Here is a 22,792-nt window from a genome sequence, read left to right as displayed (position 1 = left end):
CCTAGCCGATATTTTCACTTTCTCAACTTTTTTACTTCCCCAATTTCCTTTCTTAACCTACATCAACTTTTAAAATACCCGCATACCGTACATTTGTACTATAAATAATCACAGAAAATGAAAACAGTATATCATAAAGCAGATTCAAGAGGCCACGCCAATCACGGATGGTTAAATTCTTACCATACATTCAGTTTTGCCAACTATCAGAACAGAGACAGAACCAACTTTGGTGTTTTAAGAGTATTGAACGATGACACCGTTTCTCAGGGAATGGGTTTCGGAACACATCCTCACAGGGATATGGAAATTATATCTATTCCTTTGGAGGGGGATTTGGAACATAAAGACTCAATGGGAACTACAGCGGTAATCAGAAAAGGAGAAATTCAGGTGATGAGTGCCGGAACTGGTGTTAAGCACAGTGAGTATAACAAAAATAAAGATGAAGAGGTAAAGTTTCTACAGATCTGGGTTTTTCCAAGAGAACTGGATGTTGAACCACGATATGATCAGAAAAGTATCAAAGAAGGTGAAAAAATCAATGGATTCCAACAGATTTTATCTCCCAATAAAAATGATGACGGAGTTTGGATTCATCAGGATGCATGGTTCAACCTGGCCAACTTTAAAAAAGGAAATGGTAAAAATTATATGCTCAACAAAAAAGGAAATGGAGTCTATGCATTCGTTTTAAAAGGAAGTGCAAAAATAGGAGACCGTGTCCTGAATGAAAGAGACGGATTAGGAATCTGGGATACTCAGAGCTTTAATATAGAAGCCGTGGAAGACACCGAAGTATTATTAATGGAAGTACCAATGGAACTGCCATCTTATCTTAAATAAAAAACTAAATTTGTAATCTTAAAAATAAACCCCACATATGAAAATTTTAGCAATAGCAGGAAGTAACTCCGAAGCTTCAATGAACAAACAGTTGGTAGCCTATGCATCAACATTATTTGAAAATGCAGAAGTAGAAGTAATAGATCTGAATCCTTTTGAAATGCCAATCTATAAGCATGAAAGAGAATTGGCTGGTGGTGTTCCTCAGGAAGCTCATGATTTTGCAGCAAAAATTGATGGCGCAAATTTATTATTGGTTTCTTTAGGAGAGCATAACGGAACATATTCTACAGCATTCAAAAATGTATTCGACTGGGTGTCCAGAATCAAAGACAGAACAGTTTGGAATGAAGTGCCAATGCTATTGATGTCTACATCTCCAGGAGGCAGAGGTGGAGCTGGAGTTTTGGAAGCAGCATCGAAGCGTTTTCCTTTCCATGGAGGAAATGTGGTGGAAACTTTCTCTCTTCCTTTCTTTAATGATAATTTTGATAAAGCAGGTCAAAAGATATCTAATGAAGAGAAAGACAGTGAGTTAAAAGAAAAAATAAAGAAGATTGCAGCCATTGAAACAATCCTTGAAAAATAGAATTTGAATTTGTATTTACATAAAAACCACTCAAAATGAGTGGTTTTTTATATTAAGAGCTATTTATAATGAGTTTGAATAGGTTAACTATCCATTAATCCAACTTCTTTTAATTTTTGCAAAAGATTATTAAAATCTGTAACCAAAGTTGTTATATCTGTGGCTGATGAATTCATTTGATTCATCTTTTTTTTATTGATTTTATCTACTTTAATTGGACGAATACTACCATCTGTGACAATCCAGCTTTGTCCCGTTTCTGAATATAAGATATCTCCTGTCATAGCTCCTGCTGTTCTGTTTTCTATGAGATTTGATGGAGGTGTTGTTGTTATTTTATATCTGCCATTAGGAAGATTTCTTGATATATAACTTGAAATACTCTCGCCTTTTTCAAAACTTAATATTTCGTTCAATGATATAAACTTAAAGTCAAATTCATTTTGATTTACATTATATTTACCTAATTCTATCTTTAAGTATTTTGTCTGGGGTGCATATTGCTCAAATTCTAAAATCGCAATTTGATTTGTGAAACCCGTTGAGCCTTCTGTGGTTAAAGGAAAACGAAATGCACTACCCACTATATTTTGAAACTGGGTGTCTATACCTGCTACCGGTTTGGTTATCGTAATTAACTGTTGGTTGGAATCATATAGCTCTATTCGGAAACATCTGGCGATATTGCTTATTGTACCAAAATAATTGGCATTGCCGTTAAGCATAAACAGATATTTAGAGGTGGCATTTACAGGTATCAGTTTAGATTTTATAGTAGTAGAGTGATTAGCAATATTCCTATTACCTATTCTTGTGTAATCTTTATTAACTCTATCTATCACAAGTGAAGTTGCCGTACCGAAAACCCATGACCGTACCGACTCGGAATAATCAAAATCTATCAAATAGGGATCAGGAATTAAATTAGGTCCAAATCTCAGATTCAGATCTAAATTTCCCATAGGTATATTGACTACCTCTTGATTTGTTATTTTCTTTATTTGTGATCCAATTATTTCACAGTCTGCCCCATCGTACATCAACCAATCTATTTGGCAGCCGATAATAGTCATATTTTGTACAGGATTTGCGGATAATGTATTTACTAATAAATTAATTCTTCGATAGACACCACCCTGTAATTGAATGTTTTGATTTATTTCTATCGAATTGGGCTCAATATTCAAATACATCCCATTATCAATGGTATTTACAGGATTAACAATTTTGATATTATTACAGTTATCTACAATTGAAAAATCAGATTGACCGTTATTACCGAAAAAACAATTGTCAACTGTCAGATCATTTGTGTTTTTTGCATACAATCCCCATGAATTACCATTTGTTTGATTTTTAAAATTAAAAAAACCGCATCTTCTTAGATAAATACGATTTCTGGACTCTGTAGTGGCACGTTGAGAATCCAGTTCTGTTTCTAAAGAATAAAAGTTGATATTTTCAATGTAAGCGTCATCCCAGAACTGAACCATTGTGGGAGTACTATTCTTTTTAAGATAAAAATTAACAGTCCCTTTTCCTATGATGTTGATTTTCATTTTGTTAATAGCGTATCCGGTTCTGAAAATGTTAACCGAATAGTTACCACTGTCAAAAACCAGATCTAAATTATGATCTATAGCATAATTTCTTACCTTGTCAAATAAAGCTTGTTGAGTATTAAAATTATTATAGTTTGGAGCTGTTGAGACTGGAAACAGAGAGAAGTCTTTTGAATTAAATTGTTGATTTTCAAAAATAGCAATCCAACTTCCACCTGTACCATTAATAATACTTCCGCCATTATCAATTGCTGTACTATATGTCCATTTATATATTAAATGTCCTTTATCGCCTGGAATATAATAGCCTAACAATAAAATAGATTCCCCTTCTGATTGCCCATTCGTATTTCTTAATTCTGAAATACTGTCAATTGTTTTTAACATATACATATTTTAATAATTTAAGTAAGCCAAAAATAAGATTTAGCTTATATAATCAACTATCTGAATGTTTATTTTTTCTTTGTATAAAAGGAATATCAGGAAGAATATACTACAGTTTATTATTTATCAAATACTTAATAAGTCTTAATTTAACGATAATTTTGTGGCTCAATTTAATTATTAAGGAGATATAATTTTTTTCAATGATAGCTTTAATGAAGTTGTTTTAATAGAAATATAACATGTATAAAAACAGTGAGTTAAAAGAAAAAATAAAGAAGATTGCAGCCATTGAAACAATCCTTGAAAAATAGAATTTGAATATTCATTTAAAATTACTATTTTTGCAAAAAGAAAAGAGATGAAAATTCAGACCTCCTATAAACAATGTTTTTCTCATAAAGGGAAAATTGTGGGCTCTGAAATTCTGAGATAAAATAACGGCCGATAATCTGAAAAGATTGTCGGCTTTTTTGTTTTCTAAAATCGAGTATAAAAGTAATTGAAATATTAAAAGATAAGAAGACGCAAGACGTCAGATACAAGATAAAAATCATCTGAAATCTGAGATCTGAAATCCTATATCTAAAAATCTAAGCAGACATGAGCAACACTTACAAATCAGCAGGAGTAGACAAAGAAGAAGGATACAAAACGGTTGACAAGATCAAAAAAGCGGTCGGTGAAACCCACAATTCCAATGTACTGAACCACTTGGGAAGTTTTGGTGCTTTCTATGAGATCGGTGGATACAAAAATCCGGTTCTTGTATCAGGAACAGATGGAGTAGGAACAAAGCTGAAAGTAGCTTTAGATACCAGAAAATATGATTCTATCGGGGTAGATTGCTTCGCAATGTGTGCCAATGATATTCTTTGTCACGGAGCAAAACCTTTATTCTTCCTGGATTATCTGGCTTGTGGAAAGCTTGATTCAGAAATCGCAGCAGAAATTGTTTTAGGAATGGTAGCCGCTTGTAAAGATAACAACTGTGCGCTGATTGGGGGAGAAACTGCTGAAATGCCGGGAATGTACCAGCCTGGAGATTATGATGTTGCAGGATTCTGCGTAGGAATCGTAGAAAAAGATCAGATTATTGATGGTTCTACAATCAAAGCAGGTAACAAAATTATTGCATTACCAAGCTCAGGATTCCACTCAAACGGATTCTCTTTAGTAAGAAAAGTATTCCCGAACTTTGAAGAAGAATTTGAAGGAAAACCTTTATATGAAACCCTTTTAGTTCCTACGAGACTATACTACAAAGATATTCACAAAGTATTGGAAGAAGTAAAAGTAAGTGGAATTGCTCACATTACCGGAGGCGGACTTTATGAAAACGTTCCAAGAATTATTCCTGAAGGACTTTGTGCTTCTATTGACGGTTCTAAAGTGAGAATCCCTAGCGTAATGCTTGAGCTTGAAAAGAGAGGAGGAGTAACACGTGAGGAAATGTACGGAACATTCAATATGGGGGTAGGTATGGTAATCGTTGTAGATGCTGAACATACTGAAAAAGTATTACACCTTTTAGATGACGCTTACGAAATCGGAGAAATCACAGAGGGAGCAGAGAAAATCAATTTATCACTATAAATGTAGTAACGTGAAAAGTATTTCTGATTTTTAAGTCATTAATACATGAATACTTTTTACATTTTACAAAAATATGAAGAACATCGTTGTACTCGTATCTGGTTCAGGAACCAATCTGCAGAGAATCATTGATACCATTGATGCTGGAGAAATCCAGAATGCAAAAGTATCTTTGGTAGTAGCTGACAGAGAATGTTTCGGACTGGAAAGAGCAAAGAATCATAATATAGAAAACATACTCATTCCAAGAGGAAAGAATTTCAGCAGTGAGTTGGCTAAAGTAATCCCTGAAAATACCGATCTGATTGTCTTGGCAGGATTTTTATCCATCTTAAAATCTGAATTCTGTGAAAACTGGAATGGTAAAATAATCAATATTCATCCAGCTTTGCTTCCGAAATTCGGAGGGAAAGGAATGTGGGGAATGAACGTTCACAATGCAGTTATTGAAGCCAAAGAAGTAGAGAGTGGGGCGACTGTACATTTTGTGACACCAGGCATTGATGAGGGAGAAGCTATTCTTCAGAAATCTTTTGAAGTAACAGCTGACGATACTCCTGAAACCCTGGCTCAGAAAGTTCACCAGATTGAATATGAAATATTTCCGATAGCGATCAATAAGGTCCTGGGAAATTAATAAATATAACAATGTACTAGTGTAACAGTTTACCAATATTAAAGGTATTGTTACATTGCTAGATTGTTACATTGATAAAAAAAATCTAAGTAAAATAAAAGTAAATTCGGAGGTGAAAGACCCGGATACAGTTTGAAATAGCTGTAAAAAGTAAAAAATTGAAAGTAAAATGAGTAAAAAGAGAGTTTTAATCAGTGTTTCTGACAAAAGTGGATTAATAGAATTCGCGCAGTTTTTGGAGGCCCAGAATTATGAGTTGATCTCTACAGGAGGAACGTTCAAACATTTGAAAGACGCTGGTTTAAATCCTATTCAGATCGATGAGGTAACCAATTTCCCTGAAATGCTGGACGGAAGAGTGAAAACTTTACATCCGAAAGTTCACGGTGGATTGCTGGCTGTTCGTAACAATGAAGAGCACATGAAAACCGTTCAGGAACACGGAATTGATCTGATTGACATGGTGATCGTAAATCTTTACCCTTTCTTTGAAAATGTAAACAAAGACATTTCTTTACATGAAAAAGTAGAGTTTATCGATATCGGAGGTCCTTCAATGCTTCGTTCTGCAGCTAAAAACTTTGATTCTGTAACAGTAATCACAGATGTAGAAGATTATGCAGCAGTGAAAATTGAAATGGAGCAAAACGGTGATACTTATATCGAAACCCGTAAAAAACTTGCAGGAAAAGTATTCAATCTTACCTCTGCGTATGATGCAGCTATTTCAAGAATGCTTTTAGATGAAGAATATCCTACTTATCTTAATGCTTCTTATAAAAAAGTGGCTGACTTAAGATACGGAGAAAACCCTCACCAGACAGCAGCTTACTATGTTTCCACTTTCGAGAATGGAGCAATGAAAGACTTTGAACAGCTTGGAGGGAAAGAGCTTTCTTTCAACAATCTTCGTGATATGGACCTTTGCTGGAAAGTAGTCACTGAGTTCAAAGAAGAAATGGCTTGTTGTGCTGTAAAACACTCTACACCTTGTGGTGTTGCGATCGGAACTTCAGCTTTGGAAACGTACCAGAAAACTTTCGAATGTGATCCTGTTTCTATCTTTGGCGGAATTGTTGCAATGAACTATAAAATAGATGCAGCAACGGCGGAAGAGTTGAACAAAACATTCCTTGAGATTGTAATGGCTCCTGAATTTGATGAAGAAGCTCTTGAAATTTTAAGAAAAAAGAAAAACCTGAGAATTATCAAAATCGTAAACCCTGTTTCTGATAAGCAGACCTGGGTGAAGGTAGATGGCGGTATTCTTGTTCAGGATAATGATACTCACTTCTCAGACGATATCAAAGTAGTTACAGAAGTACAGCCAACAGAAGAGCAGAAAAAAGCTTTACTTTTCTCTCAGAGAGTGGTAAAATATGTGAAGTCTAATGCAATCGTAGTTTCCAACGGAATTCAGGCATTCGGTATCGGTGGCGGACAGGTAAACAGAATCTGGGCGACTCAGCAGGCTATCGAAAGAGCAAAAGAAAAATTCTCCGGAGATTTGGTATTGGCTTCAGATGCATTTTTCCCTTTCCGTGATGTGGTAGATTTCTGCGCTCAGGAAGGTATCAAAGCGATTATTCAGCCAGGTGGAAGTGTAAAAGATCAGGATAGCGTAGAGGCTGCAAATGAGCACGGTATCCCAATGATGTTTACAGGTGTTAGACACTTTTTCCACTAATTAAAATAGAATTAAAAAATAATTAGGGATTGTATTTTTAGCATTCAAAATTATATATTTGTAAAATAAGACTAGATAATAATATAAAGTATGAGAATATTAATCATAGGTGAAGGCGGTAGAGAATCTGCTTTAGCGGCAAAGCTTCAGAATGACTCAAGAATTTCTAAAATGTTTTTTGCCAACGGGAATGCTACTACCGATGTAATAGGGAAAAATGTTCATTTATCGGAAATCAAAGAACTTAGAGATTTCGCCATTAAAGAAAAGATTGATCTTACGATCGTAGGTCCGGAAGCTCCTCTTGTAGCGGGTATCAAGGATGAATTTAAAAAACACGATCTTAAAGTTTTCGGTCCTACTCAGAAAGTAGCAAGCCTTGAAGGAAGTAAAGCTTTCTCTAAGAAATTTATGCAGACCTATGATATCAAAACAGCTAAGGCGGTAGTATTTGATTCATACAACGATGCTAAAGAATATGTGCAGACACAGCAATATCCTTTGGTGATCAAAGCCAGTGGTTTAGCAGGTGGAAAAGGTGTTGTTATTTGTGACAACCTTGAAGAAGCTGAAGCTACCATCCATGACTTCATGATCAGAAGAATCTATGGAGATGCAGGAATCCGTTTAGTTATTGAAGAATATTTACAAGGTTTTGAAGCGTCTATTATTGCTTTCTCTAACGGGGATAAATTATTCCCATGTGTAGCAGCAAAAGACTATAAAAAAGCCGGAAATGGAGATACCGGACCTAATACAGGAGGTATGGGTTCTATAGCACCAAGCCCGGAATTTACTCAGGAGCACTATGCAGATTTTGAGAAAAATATCTTAGAGCCTACCATTACAGGGCTTAAAGCAGAAGGTTTCGGATTCAAAGGAATCATTTTCTTCGGATTGATGGTTACAAAAAACGGAGCTTACCTTCTTGAATACAACATGAGATTCGGAGATCCTGAAACTCAGGTATTGATGGCACTTATGGAAAACAATCTTCTTGATGTAATCCAGGACTGTATGGAAGGAAAAGACATTGAACTTAAATTTAAAGACGAAAAAGCAGTTTGTCTTGTAATGTGTTCAGGAGGTTATCCAAGAAATATCGAAACAGGTTTCGAAATTACAGGAGAAGATAAACTGAAACATAGCAAACTTTTATACGCAGGAGCTATCAGCAAAGGAGACAAAGTAGTTTCCAACGGTGGTAGAGTTCTGAACATTGTAGCTACAGGTGCTACTTTTGAAGATGCCCGCAAAAAGGTTTATGAAGACGCAAGTCATGTACATTTCGATTACGGCTTCTATAGAGACGACATCGGAAAGTTTTAATAAAAATCACGAAAAAAGATTTGGAGCCATTCCAAGTCTTTTTTTGTAAAGCAGTTAATATTAAAAATAAGAGTTCAGATACTAGATTCCAGGCTTCAGACCAAAATCTGAAATCTGATGTCTGAAATCTGATATCTTTCAAACAAATCAATTATCAACAATGAACAACGGTATTATTATTTTAGATTTCGGATCCCAGTACAACCAGCTTATCGGAAGAAGAATCCGTGAGATGGGGGTATATTCTGAGATCTTACCTTACAATACACCATTACAAGATATTTTAGCAAAACAGCCAAAAGGAATCATCCTTTCCGGTGGACCAAGCTCTGTAAATGCAGAAAATGCCCACCTGGTTGAAAAAGAATTATACGAGCAGGGAGTTCCTGTATTGGGAATCTGCTACGGAATGCAGATGACAGCTCACCTTTTAGGAGGAAAAGTAAACAAAGGAGAAAAAGGAGAATACGGTAAAGCAAACCTTGAGATCGTTAAAGAAAGCTCTTTATTGAAAGGAGTTACTCAGAACTCTGTAGTTTGGATGAGCCACTTTGACGAAGTAGGAGAATTGCCTGCAGGTTTTGAATTGAACGCAAAATCAGGAGTAATTGCTTCTATTGCTAACGAAGAAAGTAAAATCTACTGTGTTCAGTTTCACCCGGAAGTGTCTCATACAGAAGAAGGAGGGAAAATGCTTGAAAACTTTGTTTTCGGAATCTGTAATTCAGAGAAAAACTGGAAACTGACCAACTATATTGAAAAAACAGTTGAGGAAATCCGTGAGAAAGTAGGAGACAACAAAGTAATCCTTGGACTTTCCGGAGGGGTAGACTCTTCTGTAGCGGCTGTTTTGATTCACAAAGCAATCGGTGATCAATTGACTTGTATCTTCGTAGATACGGGATTATTGAGAAAGGATGAAGGCAAAAAAGTAATGGATCAGTATGGAGAGCATTTCCATATGAACATTAAAATGGTGGATGCTCAGGATAGATTCCTTACAAAATTAGCCGGAGTAGACGATCCTGAAGCGAAGAGAAAAATCATCGGAAACGAATTTATCCACGTATTTGACGAAGAATCTCACAAAATTGAAGGAGCTAAATTCCTTGCACAAGGTACTATTTACCCTGACGTTATCGAAAGCCAGTCTGTAAACGGGCCATCTGCAGTAATCAAGTCTCACCACAACGTGGGAGGACTTCCTGAAGATATGGAATTTGAATTATTGGAGCCATTAAGAGAGCTTTTCAAAGACGAAGTAAGAAGAGTTGGAGAAGAATTAGGAATTCCTCATCACATGGTATACAGACACCCTTTCCCAGGTCCTGGACTTGGAATTAGAGTATTGGGAGCTGTAGATGCTAAGAAAGTAAGAATCCTTCAGGAAGCTGATGATATCTTCATCGAAGAATTATACAAAAATGACCTTTACGAAAAAGTATCTCAGGCATTCGTAGTTCTTCTTCCTGTAAAATCTGTAGGAGTAATGGGAGACGAAAGAACTTATGAATACACCGCTGTAGTTCGTTCTGCCAATACCATCGACTTTATGACAGCAACTTGGAGCAGACTTCCTTACGAGTTCTTGGATACTGTTTCAAGCAGAATAATCAACGAAGTAAGAGGAATCAACAGAGTAGCTTACGATATTTCAAGCAAACCACCTGCAACTATTGAGTGGGAATAATTTTTGACTTGAATTTTACATATAAATCCTGCCCTTTTGGGTGGGATTTTTTTGTTAAGATTGATAATCTGAGAAAATTGTAGAATAATCTTCACTGAAAAAGAACATTCTAGCCATTCCATCATATCTTGCAATGACAAACTTGATATTTTCATGAGATTGCTGTTTTATAAGGCAGAAGTCATCATGAATTTTTTGTGTCAGCTTCTTTACATCTTCAGTTTTTGCGATCTCATTTCTAAATCTATATAAACTAATTAAATCATCTATTGGCAAGGTATGATCAGTAAATGAAATTTCAAAATTTCCCATTTCTGTATCATATTCCCGAATTTTTTGCTCAATCAGCTCTTCCATAATTTATAATATGAATGTTGTCTATTTAGAGAAATTTATTAAAACTGTTTTAATGAAGAAATGATCAGTAAAATATTTAAAGCAATTAACAAGCAATATACCAGTTTGAAAAGTATATGCTTATGGAAAATAAGATAGTTTAAAAATATTGATCCAGCCATATACACATAAACAAAAGTTTTCACTTCTTGAGTATTGAGTTCAGATGCAGAAAACAAGTTGAAATTATGTAAAAGATTAATAATTGAGGCAGGATAAAAAAATCTTAAAATAAAAATAATTGAGGCACTTATGAGTAACGTTACTGCGTATGGTTTCATTTATAAATAAAAGATAGAGATAAATTGGTTATCGTTTTAAACAGTATTTGTTTAATATTTTCACTAAATTTAAGTAAAATTACATCAAATGCAAATAGAAACAAGAAACCTGACTCTTCAGGATTATGATGAACTGGCGGAAACGATGAAAAGAGCCTACCCGCAGATGTCGGAATCCATTTGGTCCAAAAAAAGTATTGATAAGCTTACAAAAATGTTCCCTAATGGACAGATTTGTATTACGGTAGACGGCAAGCTGGCTGCTGTAGCGCTTTCCATTATAGTCAATTATGAAGAATTCGGGGATGATCATACCTATAGCGATATTACAGGAAATTATACATTCAATACCCATTCTTCCACAGGAAATGTACTATATGGAATTGAAGTTTTTGTAGATCCTGAGTTTCGTGAACTGCGTTTGGGAAGAAGACTGTATGATGCCCGGAAAGAGCTTTGTGAGCACTTGAACCTGAAATCCATTGTGCTGGGCGGCAGAATCCCGAATTATCACAAATACAGCCACGAGTTTTCTCCAAGAGAATATATCAGAAAAGTAAGAGATAAAGAGATTTATGATCCGGTATTGTCTTTTCAGCTTTCCAATAATTTTCTTCCGATAAGAATCCTGAAAAAATATCTTCCTGAAGATGAAGCTTCGAGAGAAAATGCAGTTCTTTTACAATGGAACAATATCTATTACAGCAGAAAACCAAATACGATGCAGGACAGCATTATCCGCCTTGGATTAGTTCAATGGCAGATGAGGCACTTCAAAGATATAGAAGCTTTTTATGAACAGGTGGAGTTTTTCGTAAACGTAATGGGAGATTATAAATCAGACTTTGTTCTTTTCCCTGAACTCTTTAATACCCCTTTACTGGCGCCCTTCAATAACCTTTCTGAAAGGGACAGTATGATAGAGCTGGCCAAACTTACTGAAGAGATCAAAAATAAAATTTCAGACCTGGCGATCAGTTATAATGTGAATATTATTTCCGGAAGTATGCCTGTTTTTGATAATGACAATAATGATCTGTATAATGTAAGTTATCTTTTACACCGTGACGGCCGTATGGATGAATACCGGAAAATTCACATTACTCCGAATGAAAAGAGATATTATGGAATGAAAGGTGGAAATGAAATCAAAGTTTTTGATACCGACTGTGGTAAAATAGGTCTCGTGATCTGCTATGATGTAGAATTCCCGGAATTACCAAGAATTTTGGCTGATCAGGGGATGAAAATCCTGTTTGTTCCTTATCTGACAGATACTCAGAATGCTTATATGAGGGTACGCCACTGTGCTGCTGCAAGAGCTATAGAAAATGAATGTTATGTAGCCATTGCCGGCTGTGTAGGAAATCTTCCGAAGGTAAACAATATGGATATCCAGTTTGGACAGGCTGCTGTATTTACTCCTTCAGATTTTGCTTTCCCATCCAACGCAGTAAAAGGAGAAGCAACTCCCAATACAGAAATGACACTGATTGTGGATGTAGACTTGAACTTATTGAAAGATCTCCATCATAACGGCTCTGTCCAGGTAATGAAAGACCGTCGGAAAGATCTGTATGAAACCTATCTTAAATAAAGATGATCTATGTCAAAAGGTATTCAGATAGATTTTTATATCAATAGAAGCGGGCTTTAGCCCGCTTATTATGTATTTATCTGTAATAAAGGCTTTAGCCAATACTTATGATCTGTTGCCGTTTGACATTGTTTAAAGTTGTAGCCATGCTATAAAAAAGACTGTCCGGAAAGACAATCTTTTTTTATTTTACCTAAAATTTTCTTTGAGTGTACAGATTACATGTACTGAGGACATACTACAGCAGGGCAGATCAGTTTTGGACATCTTGGTCTTCCGTCTGTAGGGCAGCATTGATTGGAGCAGTTTCCGATAATGATTCCGCTTCCTGCAATCCCTTTTAATTGCTCTCTTGAAAGTTTGTTGTTACGTAAATTTTTCATGTTGTAATACTTTTGGTTTGTTTTATTTGTACGTTGTAAATATATTAATTTTTATGATATATGATGGTTTTTGTTATTATTAATGAAATTTATTCTTTAAAACATTGATTATGTGTTGTTGTTTTTAACTTTGCGGATTGGTATTGTTGTCAATAATTCTTTTCATAAAGGAACAATTTTTGGAGTAAATTGCACCTACTATTATACACTATGTTTGACAAGCAGCAAAGAAAACTGAAAAGATCCGCAAGACTGATTTCCGTATTGAGTAAATATGGATTCAAAGATATGCTGGCAAGGATGAATGGAGGAAATAAGCAGGAAGACACTCCCAATTCAGATGAGATTATTTCAAAAGGAACCGTTTACGAAAGAATAAGGCTCGCTCTCGAAGAGCTTGGGCCCACCTTTGTGAAGCTTGGTCAGACATTCAGTAACCGGGAAGACCTATTGCCGCCGGAACTGATTCAGGAGCTGCAGAAACTTCAGGACAAAGTGGAAACAGTAGATATGGATGTAGAAGAAGCACTGGAGAGCGAATTCAATATTTCCGTGAAAGATTATTTTCTTGAAATTCAGAAAGAACCTTTGGCTACAGCTTCCATTGCTCAGGTGTATAAAGCTGTTTTGAAAGATGGCAGTCCTGTGATTTTAAAATTGAGAAAACCAGATGTACAGTCTGTTATTGAAGATGATTTACTGCTTATCAAAGATATTGAAAAACTGATTTCTGCCTATTCAGAAATAGGAGAGAAGCTTAATATGAAGCAGGCCATTTCCACTTTTGAAAAATCATTACTGGAAGAAGTTTCTCTGATTAATGAAAGAAATAATATACTGCAGTTCCGTCTCAATTTTAAGAATAATAAAGAAACGTATGTTCCTAAAGTCTACGAAGAATTCTGCAACAACAATATTCTTTGTATGGAATTCATTGATGGAATAAAGGTTACAGATAAAACAGTACTTCTGTCAAATAATATAGACCCTGTAAATGTTTCCGAAGCAGGTTTAAGGCTGTTTGTATCACAGATCTTAGACTATGGATTCTTCCATGCAGATCCTCACGCCGGCAATATTTTAGTAAAAAAAGATGGTAAAATCGTTTTCATAGATTTTGGGGCGGTAGGAAAAATTCAGCCTAATGATAAAGAAATTCTTGAAAATCTTATTGTAAGTTTTGTCGCTAAAAATTCGCATAAAATAGTCCGGTCACTCAAAAAAATGGCCATAAGCTATGAAATTCCTGATGAAAGACGGTTTGAAAATGACGTAGATGATATTCTGAATTTTGTTCACAGCTCATCATTACAGGATATCAATGTGCAGGTGATTATCAACAAGATGAAGGATATTTTAAAGGACAATAGGCTTTATATGCCAGATTATTTCTATCTTTTATTCAAAGGAATCAGCCTGATAGAAGGAGTTGGAAGGAGCATCAACCCTGATTTGGATATTGTAAAAAGTCTTCACCCTTACACAAAGAAAATTTTTACCAAGAAAATCAGCCCTAAAAATCTTTTAAAAACAGGAATGGACAGGATGATGAATTTCACAGATAATGTGGATGAAATCCCGAAAGAGCTTCGTTCCGTACTCCAAAAGCTGGATGAAAATAAGTTTACTATTTCCAGTGAGATTAAAAATATAGATAAAACCAACCAACTGATCAAATCCAGTGTAGTCAATTTGATTTTGGCTATGATTTTAGGCGCGAATATAATTGCAACAGCCATTGTTTTTAGTTCAGAATCCGGTCCGAGAATAGGTGAGTTGTCTTTGGTAGCAGTCTTAGGATTTGTTTTTTCAATTATTCTGGTGTTAATACTTTTACTGAGAGTTACAAGAAAGTGATGCACGAAATAAAAATAGAAAAATTGCAATTTTTCCATTCCGAACTATAAATCCCGAATTCCGGAACCCGAATTAAAAAAACAAAAACCATAATGAGAACACTTGTTATAACAGCAATTACCTTTTTCAGTTCATACTGTACTGCACAGCAAGGAAATGAAGAGAATCTTCAAGGAGATTTTGATGGGAACGGAACCAAAGAATATGCTTATACAAAAGTAAGCGATTGTGGTGACGAATGTGAAGGAAAGTGTGAAACGACGATTTATTTCAGTGATAAAAACATACAACCTATAACGATTACCCCTGCGAACCAAGGGAGTCTGTATAATCTGGGAGACCTTAATGGTGACGGCAAAGAAGAGATTGGTTTTTATCCCAATTGGTGTACCAGCTGCTGGCATCCGTTCTATGTATATACTTTAAGTAAAACGGGCTGGAAACCATTATTACCGCCTATTTCAACTCATTGCAATCAGTGGGAAGAAGATAAATTCCCTATCAAAAAAGACCCGAAAAAGAAAGGGTACGTTATTGTTACCTCCAGTAAATGGGAAGATGATGATATTAAAATTAAGGTCAATAGTGTAAAAGTGAATTAGATGGTTAGACTATTGCTGGTTGTTTTTGTTGCTGGTTTAACGTATTGTATAAATGAAATTGTGTTAATCAAATATAGTCAGGTAATCATTTCCTAATAACTAGTTCCTGCAAGCTGCTGCCTAATATCTGCAGCCTCTAATTTTTAACTTGTAATTAAATACCTATCTTTGCAAAATGGAAAAACTCACTTTTGCAGATTTTGACCTTCCGGTTAAAATTCTTGATGTTTTGGCGGATTTGGAATTATTTGAACCTACACCTATTCAGGAGAAGAGCTTAAAACCTATTCTTTCAGGAAGAGATGTAATGGGAATTGCACAGACAGGAACCGGGAAAACATTAGCTTATCTTTTGCCCGTTCTGAAAACATGGAAATACAGCAAGACAGGAAATCCAACTGTTTTAGTGCTTGTGCCTACAAGAGAATTGGTGGTACAGGTAACCGAAATCCTTGAGAAACTGACAGAAAATATTACTGCAAGAGTAATCGGAATATACGGTGGGAAAAATATCAATACTCAAAAACTATTGTTCAATGATGGTTGTGATATTTTGGTAGGAACACCGGGAAGAGTGATGGATCTTTCCATAGACAACGCCATTTCTCTTAAAGAAGTTCAGAAATTGGTCATTGATGAATTTGATGAGATGCTTAATTTAGGTTTCAGACCGCAGCTTACTCATATTTTTGAAATGATGAAAGCGAAGAGACAAAACATTCTTTTCTCTGCAACCATGACGGAAGCGGTAGATGAAATGCTAGATGTATACTTTGCAAGTCCGATTGAAATTTCATTAGCAAAATCCGGAACACCACTTGAAAAAATTGAACAGACTGCTTATAAAGTAGAAAACTTCAATACTAAAATCAACTTACTTGAACATTTACTGAAGAATGATACAGATATGTCCAAGGTCTTGATTTTTAATAATAATAAAAGACATGCCGACATGCTCTTTACTAAAATTGATGAGCTTTTCCCTGGACAGTTTGATGTGATTCACTCTAATAAATCTCAGAACTACAGACTTAAGGCTATGAAAAGCTTTGAGAATGAAGAAGTCAGAGGTTTGATTACTACGGATGTAATGGCAAGAGGTCTTGATATCTCAAATGTCACACATGTTATCAACTTTGAAACACCGGATATTCCTGAACAGTATATCCACAGAATTGGTAGAACAGGTAGAGCAGACAAAGAAGGAAAAGCGGTTACTTTTGTAACTAAAAAAGAAGAACCTTTGATTCTTGATATTGAGCTATTGATGGATAAAGAATTGAAATTTAATGAATTCCCGGAAGGAGTTAAAATCAATCCTAAAAAGATTGCTTCTGAAGAAGATCAGGTTATTATGAAAAACCCTGCACAGGTAAAACTGAATGATGGAGGAGGAGCTTTTCATGATAAAAAAGCTAAAAACACAAAAGAAAATTGGGGTGGCCCTTCCAAAAGAAAAGCACCTAAGAAGTTTGGAGCCAACAGGGCCCAACAGAAAGCAATATCAAAATCGAAAAGAAAGAAATAAAATAAAAACGATTCCCATATCAGGAATCGTTTTTTATTTTTAATCAAATTGGATATTGTTATTTTTTAAAATTTCTTTAAACTTCTCTGCTTTGCCCTCCTCTTTCATACTCTTGTAAATATAGCCTATCATTTTTTCAGCATCCGACCGGTAAGGTGATTTTTGTTCGGAATAAATCCTGTATGCTTTACAAATATTATCAAGACCTTTCTCGTTATTCTTCAGATGAGTAAAGTAGACTTGCCCCATTCCATAATAAACTTCCGGATCACCGGGATATACTTTGTCAAAATCATTATAGGCATCAATAGCTTTCTGATATTCCTTTTTATAAACATACGTGATTGCTATATTCTGTAAAGGCATTTTACCTGTTGGATCAGCAGCCAATGATTGTTTATAAGCATTAAGAGCTTTATCATATTCTCCAATTCTTCTGTAACATATTCCCAGATTATCCCATGCATAAATGAATTTTGGATCAATCTTTACCGCTTGTTCATAATTTTGAATAGCTTCTTTCCAGTTTTCCTGTTTGGATGCGTCAATGGCCTTCTGATAGAAATCAAGTGCGGTTTTATTTTTTGAGAACTTGTCATAACTGGTTTCTGAAGTAGTGGTAGCTCTTTTTACACTTTCGCAGTTTTGCATCAGATATCGCTCAAGTTCATTATAGCTGTCCTTATATTGTTGTGAATCCTTATTCGTGTTAAAAGTTAGATTGATCTGTTTTTTCCCGTTTACTTTAGGGGCATTTTCAGATTGTTTTTCTGCTCCTTTCAAAAGGGTAGATATTTGAAGAGCTCCGGTGTATTTGTCAATACATTCATGAACATCTTTTATAATATCTTCCTTCTTCCTGTTAGACAGGGAAATAGAGTCAGCACATTTACAGGCGTTTTCTGAGAGTTCCTGAAGAACTGTTTTTTCATTCGATTTCTCCTGAGAAAATGAAAGAGAATACAATAAAACAGAAAATAAAATGGTTATTGGTTTTTTTATCATGGGTTGTAGTTTATTTCAGGTAAGGAGTGATCACCTTTGTCCAGATTTTATATCCTTCTGGTTTAAAATGAAGCATATCTTCCACAAAAATATCTTTTCTTACATTTCCATTAGCATCTTCCATTGCTTTAGTCACGTCAATGTATTCAGCATTGGGTTCTTTTTTCATAAATGCAGCAATCTTTTTGTTGGCAATTTTCATCTGAGGCCAGATCACTTCTCTGCTTGGAGAGTACTTGATAGAAATATAATCAACTTCAATATTGGGAAATCTTTCACGTATTTTTTTATAAAAAGCTTTATATCTGTTAACCACTACTTTTGCTTTTAGCTGATGGTTGTCTGCAAAATCATTTTCACCACAGTAAATAATGATCTGTTTAGGCTGATATGGAGCTAAAAGATCCTCCGAAAAATCATTAAGGTCTGTAAGTCTGGATCCTCCGAATCCTCTGTTGATAATTTTTTTATCAGGAAAATAATCTGCTATATCAGTCCATTTTGTGAATGATGAGCTTCCCAGAAATAGAATAGCATCCTTGGGTGGCGGATTTTGCTGATCTTGTTTTTTGAATTCCTGAATGTCCTGCCAGAACATTGGTTTTTTTTCCTGAGAAAAGGTAATAGCAAAGTACAGCAATAGAAATGCTGATAGAATCTTCTTCATTATATTCAGTTTTAAATTAGATATAAAAGTAATAAAAAACTCCCGATTAACGGGAGCTTTATGATTTATCTTTTGTAAGTAACGTAAGTAACTTCAGGAATTTTGTCTCCATCCAGATCAAAATTTCCAAACTGCTGGGCAAGCCTAAGTTCTTTGCCTGTTAAGACATCCACTCTGTAATTTGCCGATGCTTCTTCATCACCAAGCTTAATTCCCAAGACTTTTGAGTCAGCATCATAAGTGTATCTTCCTTCACTTTTTTGATCCATTTGACAGTCTGCACCTACTCCTGTATATGCTGTATAGCTTACGTAATAATCTGTTCTGAAGAAAAGAGTGTTTTTAGTTGCACATCCAGTGTTTGGATAGCTTTGAAGCACTGTTTTATTATCTTTTCCGGAAATTATTTCCCTTTTAACTTCCTTCCAATCTCCCTTCATGATATCCATTTCATATGCATCAAGATTGTCATCTTTACAAGAAGTAAGCGCCAGGGCAGAAAAGGCAAATAAAAGTAGCTGTTTTTTCATTTTCACAAATTTAAGAATATGCTAAAATATAAATAAATTTGAAATATCTATAATGAAATAATGATTTTTTAAACGAATGTTTGTAAATTGAATAATTTTGAAAGTGGAATCAGTATTTTCAATCGTATAAAACTGCTAAAACTTAAGAAATTGATTAAAGAGCATACAACACCATACCTGTGAATATCATCAAAATCAAAAGAAGCGGGCTAAACCCGCTTCCCATATAAATTAATTGCTACTCCGGCTTCAATCAAAATTTTAAAGACTCAGTATAATCTTAAACTTTAAATCTTAAATTTTGAACTTTGAATTTCTAGTAGCTCATCTCTACAATCTTATAAGCGTCCTGCGGAGTTAGTTTTTTATACTCTCCAAGACCTAGCCATTTTCTGTCTGTAAAGGCTTTTTCAACCTTTTCAGCTGTTCCTTTAAAATCTTCTGTATATTCAGAAAGTTTGGTTTTGATATGAAGGCTGTGGAAGAATTCTTCCATTTTTTTGATTCCCAGTTCTGCTTTTTCTTCTACACTTCCGTCTTTTATTCCCCAGACTCTCTCTGCATATTGAGCCAGTTTTCCTTTTTTATCATCAAAGTTGTAACGATAGTGGGATGGAGCAATGATTGCCAGCGTTCTAGCATGATCAATACCGAAATAAGCAGTCAGTTCATGTCCCATCGCGTGTACTGCCCAGTCTGTAATGACTCCTTTCTGGATCAGTCCGTTCAGGGCCATTGTACAGCACCACATAAAGTTTCCGGCAGCATCATAGTTGAAATCATCAGCCAATACTTTAGGAGCGGTTTCCTGAAGACTGATCAGGATACTTTCTGCAATTCTTTCCTGAAGGTCGGCAGAAGAAGGAGCTGTCATATATTGTTCCAATACGTGGGTATAGGCATCTGTAATCCCGTTCACAATTTGATTTTTTGGAATGGATCTGATTACTTCCGGATCCAATACAGAAAACTGTGGGAAAAGCCCTGGTCCTCCTGAAGACAATTTTTCATTCGTTTCTCTTCTTGAGATGACATACCCTGAATTCATTTCTGAACCGGTTGCAGGCAGCGTTAAAATACTTCCGAACGGCATTCCTTCTCCTTCAAAAGTTCTTACCGAATTTCTCAGAATATCCCATGGTTCTCCAGCATAATTAGCTGCCGCAGAGATAAACTTCGTTCCGTCAATCACAGATCCGCCACCAACAGCGAGAAGATAATTGACATTGTTTTCTTTAATAAAGCTTAAGGCATGGATTAAGACTTCATATTCCGGATTGGCAGGAACTCCGCCAAATTCATACACTTCATGATCTTTCAAAGCCTCTTTTACCTGGTCGTAAACACCATTGTTTTTGATGCTTCCGCCCCCGTAAATCATTAATATTCTGGCGTCTTTAGGTATTTCTTTGGAAATTTTAGCAATTTCACCTTTTCCGAAAAGTATTTTTGTTGGATTCTTAAACTCGAAATTAAGCATTGTTCTAAATTTATTTTACCCAAATTTACGGAATGAAAAAGGAAAATTGAGTTAACGAACTTTTAAAATTGCTATTATTATATTTTATGAAAGCTATTACCGTTAAAGGTTCTGAAACCATGAATTATATTTCCCTTTGAAGTCTATTAAGCCTCAGATGAAAGATAGGCTTTAGCTCTTTTGATAAAATTTTCCTTATCCTTTTTAATCTCCTCCAGCAATTTTTTCCGGTCATCAGGAATAGTAAGGTATTGGTCTCCCCAAAGATTGATTTCAACAATCACCGGAATAAGATCGATGCCTTTTTGAGTCAGAAAATAGAGAATTTTCAATTTGCTGTCCGGATGGTCTTTTTTATCAATAATCCCATTGTCCAGAAGATTTTGAAGCCTGGAAGCAAGAATATTGGTGGCAATTTTTTCATCTGCCTTGAGGAAGTCGCCATACGTACATTCCTTTTTCAGCATAAGGTCTCTTATGATTAGCAGGGACCATTTATCACCCCACATTTCCAGAGAGCAACTGATCGGGCAGTCTGATCTTTTTTTACTCATATTGTTAATTTTAAAATAACACTTGCAAATTGAAAGTGTTTGTTTTAATTTTGCTTTTATTTTGCAAGTAAATTTAATCATAAAAACTTAATAAATCAAATGGATTATTATGACATTGCCGTAATTGGCTCCGGACCTGGTGGATATGTAGCAGCGATAAGAAGCGCACAGCTTGGATATAAAACAGTAATTATAGAGAAGTATGATACACTGGGAGGAACATGCACCAATGTGGGCTGTATTCCGACTAAAGCTTTATTGGACAGTACCCACCATTATACAGAAGCACAGCATAAATTCAACGAACATGGCATCAGACTGGATAAGATAGAGCTTGACTTTTCCCAAATGTACAGGAGAAAGGCAGACGTAGTCTCCAAAAATACCGGAGGTCTCGATTTTTTAATGAATAAAAATAAAATTGTCCGGTTGAAAGGAACTGCAGGTTTTGTTGATAATTCTACTGTGAAAATCGTCAACGGATCTGAAATAAAAGAAATTACGGTGCAGCATTATATCATTGCCACAGGTTCAAAACCATCAAGTATTTCCGGAGTGGAAATTGATAAGAAAAGAATCATTACCTCTACGGAAGCACTGTCTCTAACAGAAAAACCTGAATCTATGGTGATTATTGGTGGTGGAGTCATTGGAGTAGAAATGGCTTCTATTTTCAACCGGATTGGGACCAAAGTCACCATTCTGGAATATGCCGATCACCTGATTGCTTCAATGGACCATGAATTGGGAAAAAGCCTTCATAAAATCCTTAAAAAAGAAGGAATTGATATCCATCTTAACCAGGCTGTTTATAAAACTGAAAACAAAGGTTCTTCAGCCCAGGTCTTTTTTAAAGATAAAAACGGAACAGAAGGAGAGCTGGAAGCAGAGTATATTTTGGTTGCTGTGGGTAGAAGTCCTTACGTAAAAGGTCTCGGTCTTGAAAATACAGACGTAAAGCTTGACGAGAGAGGGTTTATTAAAGTGGATGAAAATAACCGTACATCAGCTTCCAATATCTATGCAATTGGAGATGTGATTGGCGGGGCAATGCTGGCTCATAAAGCTGAAGAAGAAGGTGTCTTTGTAGCAGAAACCATTAACGGACAAAAGCGCCACATTCATTACAACCGGATTCCTTCTGTAGTGTATACATGGCCTGAAGTAGCTTCAGTAGGATATACCGAAGAATACCTGAAAAAAAATAATATAGCTTACAACGTTGGAAAATTCCCGTTTTCTGCCAGCGCTAGGGCCCGGGCCTCCATGGATATGGAAGGTTTTGCAAAAGTTCTGGTAGATCCGAAATACGGAGAAGTGCTGGGAGTTCACATCATTGGGGCCAGAGCTGCCGATCTGATTGCTCAGGGTGTTATTGCTCAGGAATATGAAGTAACGGCAGAAGATATGTTCCGTATTTCCTATGCCCATCCCACCTATTCTGAAACTTTAAAGGAAGCTTATCTGATGGCATCCGGACAGGGAGCGATTAATATATAAACGAATATATTAGAAATTAAACCATTAAGAGTTGCGAAGAAAATAAGAATAATTAAGCTTCATCGTTGATGGAGAAATAAGGCATATCG

The 22,792-nt window shown here is 35.6% G+C and carries 20 protein-coding genes; 12 read left to right on the top strand and 8 right to left on the bottom strand.

The window, feature by feature from the left end:
* The first annotated feature begins 117 nt into the window (after nucleotides 1-117).
* Together OL225_RS11600 and OL225_RS11595 are read left to right on the top strand one after the other, a co-directional pair.
* Nucleotides 118-846: a pirin family protein gene (locus OL225_RS11600; protein WP_047376820.1), complete on the top strand. Its 729-nt coding sequence runs from the start codon at nucleotides 118-120 to the stop codon at nucleotides 844-846.
* A gap of 37 nt (nucleotides 847-883) precedes the next feature.
* The gene (locus tag OL225_RS11595; RefSeq protein WP_047376819.1) at nucleotides 884-1,435 is read left to right on the top strand and encodes an NADPH-dependent FMN reductase; all 552 of its coding nucleotides are present in this window, start codon (nucleotides 884-886) and stop codon (nucleotides 1,433-1,435) included.
* 83 nt (nucleotides 1,436-1,518) lie between these two features.
* Here the strand turns inward: OL225_RS11595 and OL225_RS11590 are convergent, their stop codons facing one another.
* On the bottom strand, nucleotides 1,519-3,384 hold the full coding sequence (locus OL225_RS11590) for a hypothetical protein (RefSeq protein ID WP_264518356.1): 1,866 nt from the start codon (nucleotides 3,382-3,384) through the stop codon (nucleotides 1,519-1,521).
* A 603-nt stretch (nucleotides 3,385-3,987) separates the two neighbouring features.
* Between OL225_RS11590 and purM the strand changes: the two genes are divergently transcribed.
* From purM to guaA, 5 genes are all read left to right on the top strand, one after another.
* A complete protein-coding gene (purM, locus tag OL225_RS11585) occupies nucleotides 3,988-4,980 on the top strand; it encodes a phosphoribosylformylglycinamidine cyclo-ligase (protein ID WP_264518355.1) in 993 nt (330 codons plus the stop codon).
* 73 nt (nucleotides 4,981-5,053) lie between these two features.
* Complete coding sequence (purN, locus tag OL225_RS11580) at nucleotides 5,054-5,617, top strand: phosphoribosylglycinamide formyltransferase (protein ID WP_264518354.1); 564 nt, start codon at nucleotides 5,054-5,056, stop codon at nucleotides 5,615-5,617.
* A gap of 169 nt (nucleotides 5,618-5,786) precedes the next feature.
* Complete coding sequence (gene purH / locus OL225_RS11575) at nucleotides 5,787-7,304, top strand: bifunctional phosphoribosylaminoimidazolecarboxamide formyltransferase/IMP cyclohydrolase (protein WP_264518353.1); 1,518 nt, start codon at nucleotides 5,787-5,789, stop codon at nucleotides 7,302-7,304.
* 90 nt (nucleotides 7,305-7,394) lie between these two features.
* Complete coding sequence (gene purD / locus OL225_RS11570; protein ID WP_047376814.1) at nucleotides 7,395-8,633, top strand: phosphoribosylamine--glycine ligase; 1,239 nt, start codon at nucleotides 7,395-7,397, stop codon at nucleotides 8,631-8,633.
* A gap of 160 nt (nucleotides 8,634-8,793) precedes the next feature.
* Nucleotides 8,794-10,323: a glutamine-hydrolyzing GMP synthase gene (gene guaA, locus OL225_RS11565; protein ID WP_264518352.1), complete on the top strand. Its 1,530-nt coding sequence runs from the start codon at nucleotides 8,794-8,796 to the stop codon at nucleotides 10,321-10,323.
* Between the two features lie 54 nt (nucleotides 10,324-10,377).
* Here the strand turns inward: guaA and OL225_RS11560 are convergent, their stop codons facing one another.
* On the bottom strand, nucleotides 10,378-10,680 hold the full coding sequence (locus tag OL225_RS11560) for a hypothetical protein (protein WP_264518351.1): 303 nt from the start codon (nucleotides 10,678-10,680) through the stop codon (nucleotides 10,378-10,380).
* A 408-nt stretch (nucleotides 10,681-11,088) separates the two neighbouring features.
* Here OL225_RS11560 and OL225_RS11555 point away from each other — a divergent pair, with 408 nt between their 5' ends.
* A complete protein-coding gene (locus tag OL225_RS11555) occupies nucleotides 11,089-12,597 on the top strand; it encodes a bifunctional GNAT family N-acetyltransferase/carbon-nitrogen hydrolase family protein (RefSeq protein WP_047376810.1) in 1,509 nt (502 codons plus the stop codon).
* 218 nt (nucleotides 12,598-12,815) lie between these two features.
* Here OL225_RS11555 and OL225_RS11550 read toward each other — a convergent pair whose 3' ends face one another.
* Entirely contained in the window at nucleotides 12,816-12,980 is a 165-nt protein-coding gene (locus OL225_RS11550; RefSeq protein WP_167510741.1) for a hypothetical protein, read from the bottom strand.
* Between the two features lie 210 nt (nucleotides 12,981-13,190).
* On the opposite strand from OL225_RS11550, the gene OL225_RS11545 reads away from it, so the two are divergent.
* From OL225_RS11545 to OL225_RS11535, 3 genes are all read left to right on the top strand, one after another.
* Nucleotides 13,191-14,837, top strand: coding sequence for an ABC1 kinase family protein (locus OL225_RS11545; RefSeq protein WP_264518350.1), 1,647 nt, complete (start codon nucleotides 13,191-13,193; stop codon nucleotides 14,835-14,837).
* Nucleotides 14,838-14,929: 92 nt separating this feature from the next.
* The gene (locus OL225_RS11540; protein ID WP_047376808.1) at nucleotides 14,930-15,439 is read left to right on the top strand and encodes a hypothetical protein; all 510 of its coding nucleotides are present in this window, start codon (nucleotides 14,930-14,932) and stop codon (nucleotides 15,437-15,439) included.
* A 175-nt stretch (nucleotides 15,440-15,614) separates the two neighbouring features.
* A complete protein-coding gene (locus OL225_RS11535) occupies nucleotides 15,615-16,967 on the top strand; it encodes a DEAD/DEAH box helicase (RefSeq protein ID WP_047376807.1) in 1,353 nt (450 codons plus the stop codon).
* Between the two features lie 39 nt (nucleotides 16,968-17,006).
* Here OL225_RS11535 and OL225_RS11530 read toward each other — a convergent pair whose 3' ends face one another.
* The 5 genes from OL225_RS11530 to OL225_RS11510 all read right to left on the bottom strand — a co-directional run bounded on the left by OL225_RS11530 (nucleotide 17,007) and on the right by OL225_RS11510 (nucleotide 21,203).
* Nucleotides 17,007-17,972 carry a tetratricopeptide repeat protein gene (locus OL225_RS11530; protein WP_264518349.1) on the bottom strand — a complete coding sequence of 322 codons (966 nt, stop codon included), beginning with the start codon at nucleotides 17,970-17,972 and terminating at the stop codon, nucleotides 17,007-17,009.
* A 10-nt stretch (nucleotides 17,973-17,982) separates the two neighbouring features.
* The gene (locus OL225_RS11525; RefSeq protein WP_264518348.1) at nucleotides 17,983-18,639 is read right to left on the bottom strand and encodes a GDSL-type esterase/lipase family protein; all 657 of its coding nucleotides are present in this window, start codon (nucleotides 18,637-18,639) and stop codon (nucleotides 17,983-17,985) included.
* A gap of 65 nt (nucleotides 18,640-18,704) precedes the next feature.
* Nucleotides 18,705-19,169 (bottom strand): lipocalin family protein, encoded by a 465-nt coding sequence (locus OL225_RS11520; RefSeq protein WP_047376804.1) that lies wholly within the window; start codon nucleotides 19,167-19,169, stop codon nucleotides 18,705-18,707.
* A gap of 316 nt (nucleotides 19,170-19,485) precedes the next feature.
* Nucleotides 19,486-20,649 (bottom strand): iron-containing alcohol dehydrogenase, encoded by a 1,164-nt coding sequence (locus OL225_RS11515; protein ID WP_264518347.1) that lies wholly within the window; start codon nucleotides 20,647-20,649, stop codon nucleotides 19,486-19,488.
* 146 nt (nucleotides 20,650-20,795) lie between these two features.
* Nucleotides 20,796-21,203 (bottom strand): winged helix-turn-helix transcriptional regulator, encoded by a 408-nt coding sequence (locus OL225_RS11510; RefSeq protein WP_047376802.1) that lies wholly within the window; start codon nucleotides 21,201-21,203, stop codon nucleotides 20,796-20,798.
* Nucleotides 21,204-21,302: 99 nt separating this feature from the next.
* On the opposite strand from OL225_RS11510, the gene lpdA reads away from it, so the two are divergent.
* On the top strand, nucleotides 21,303-22,703 hold the full coding sequence (gene lpdA, locus OL225_RS11505) for a dihydrolipoyl dehydrogenase (protein ID WP_264518346.1): 1,401 nt from the start codon (nucleotides 21,303-21,305) through the stop codon (nucleotides 22,701-22,703).
* The last annotated feature ends 89 nt before the right edge of the window (nucleotides 22,704-22,792 follow it).

The organism is Chryseobacterium viscerum (assembly GCF_025949665.1).
Classification (GTDB): Bacteria; Bacteroidota; Bacteroidia; order Flavobacteriales; family Weeksellaceae; genus Chryseobacterium; species Chryseobacterium viscerum_A.
Note: the sequence above shows the minus strand (reverse complement) of the source record. Positions and strands in the feature narration are given on the sequence as shown.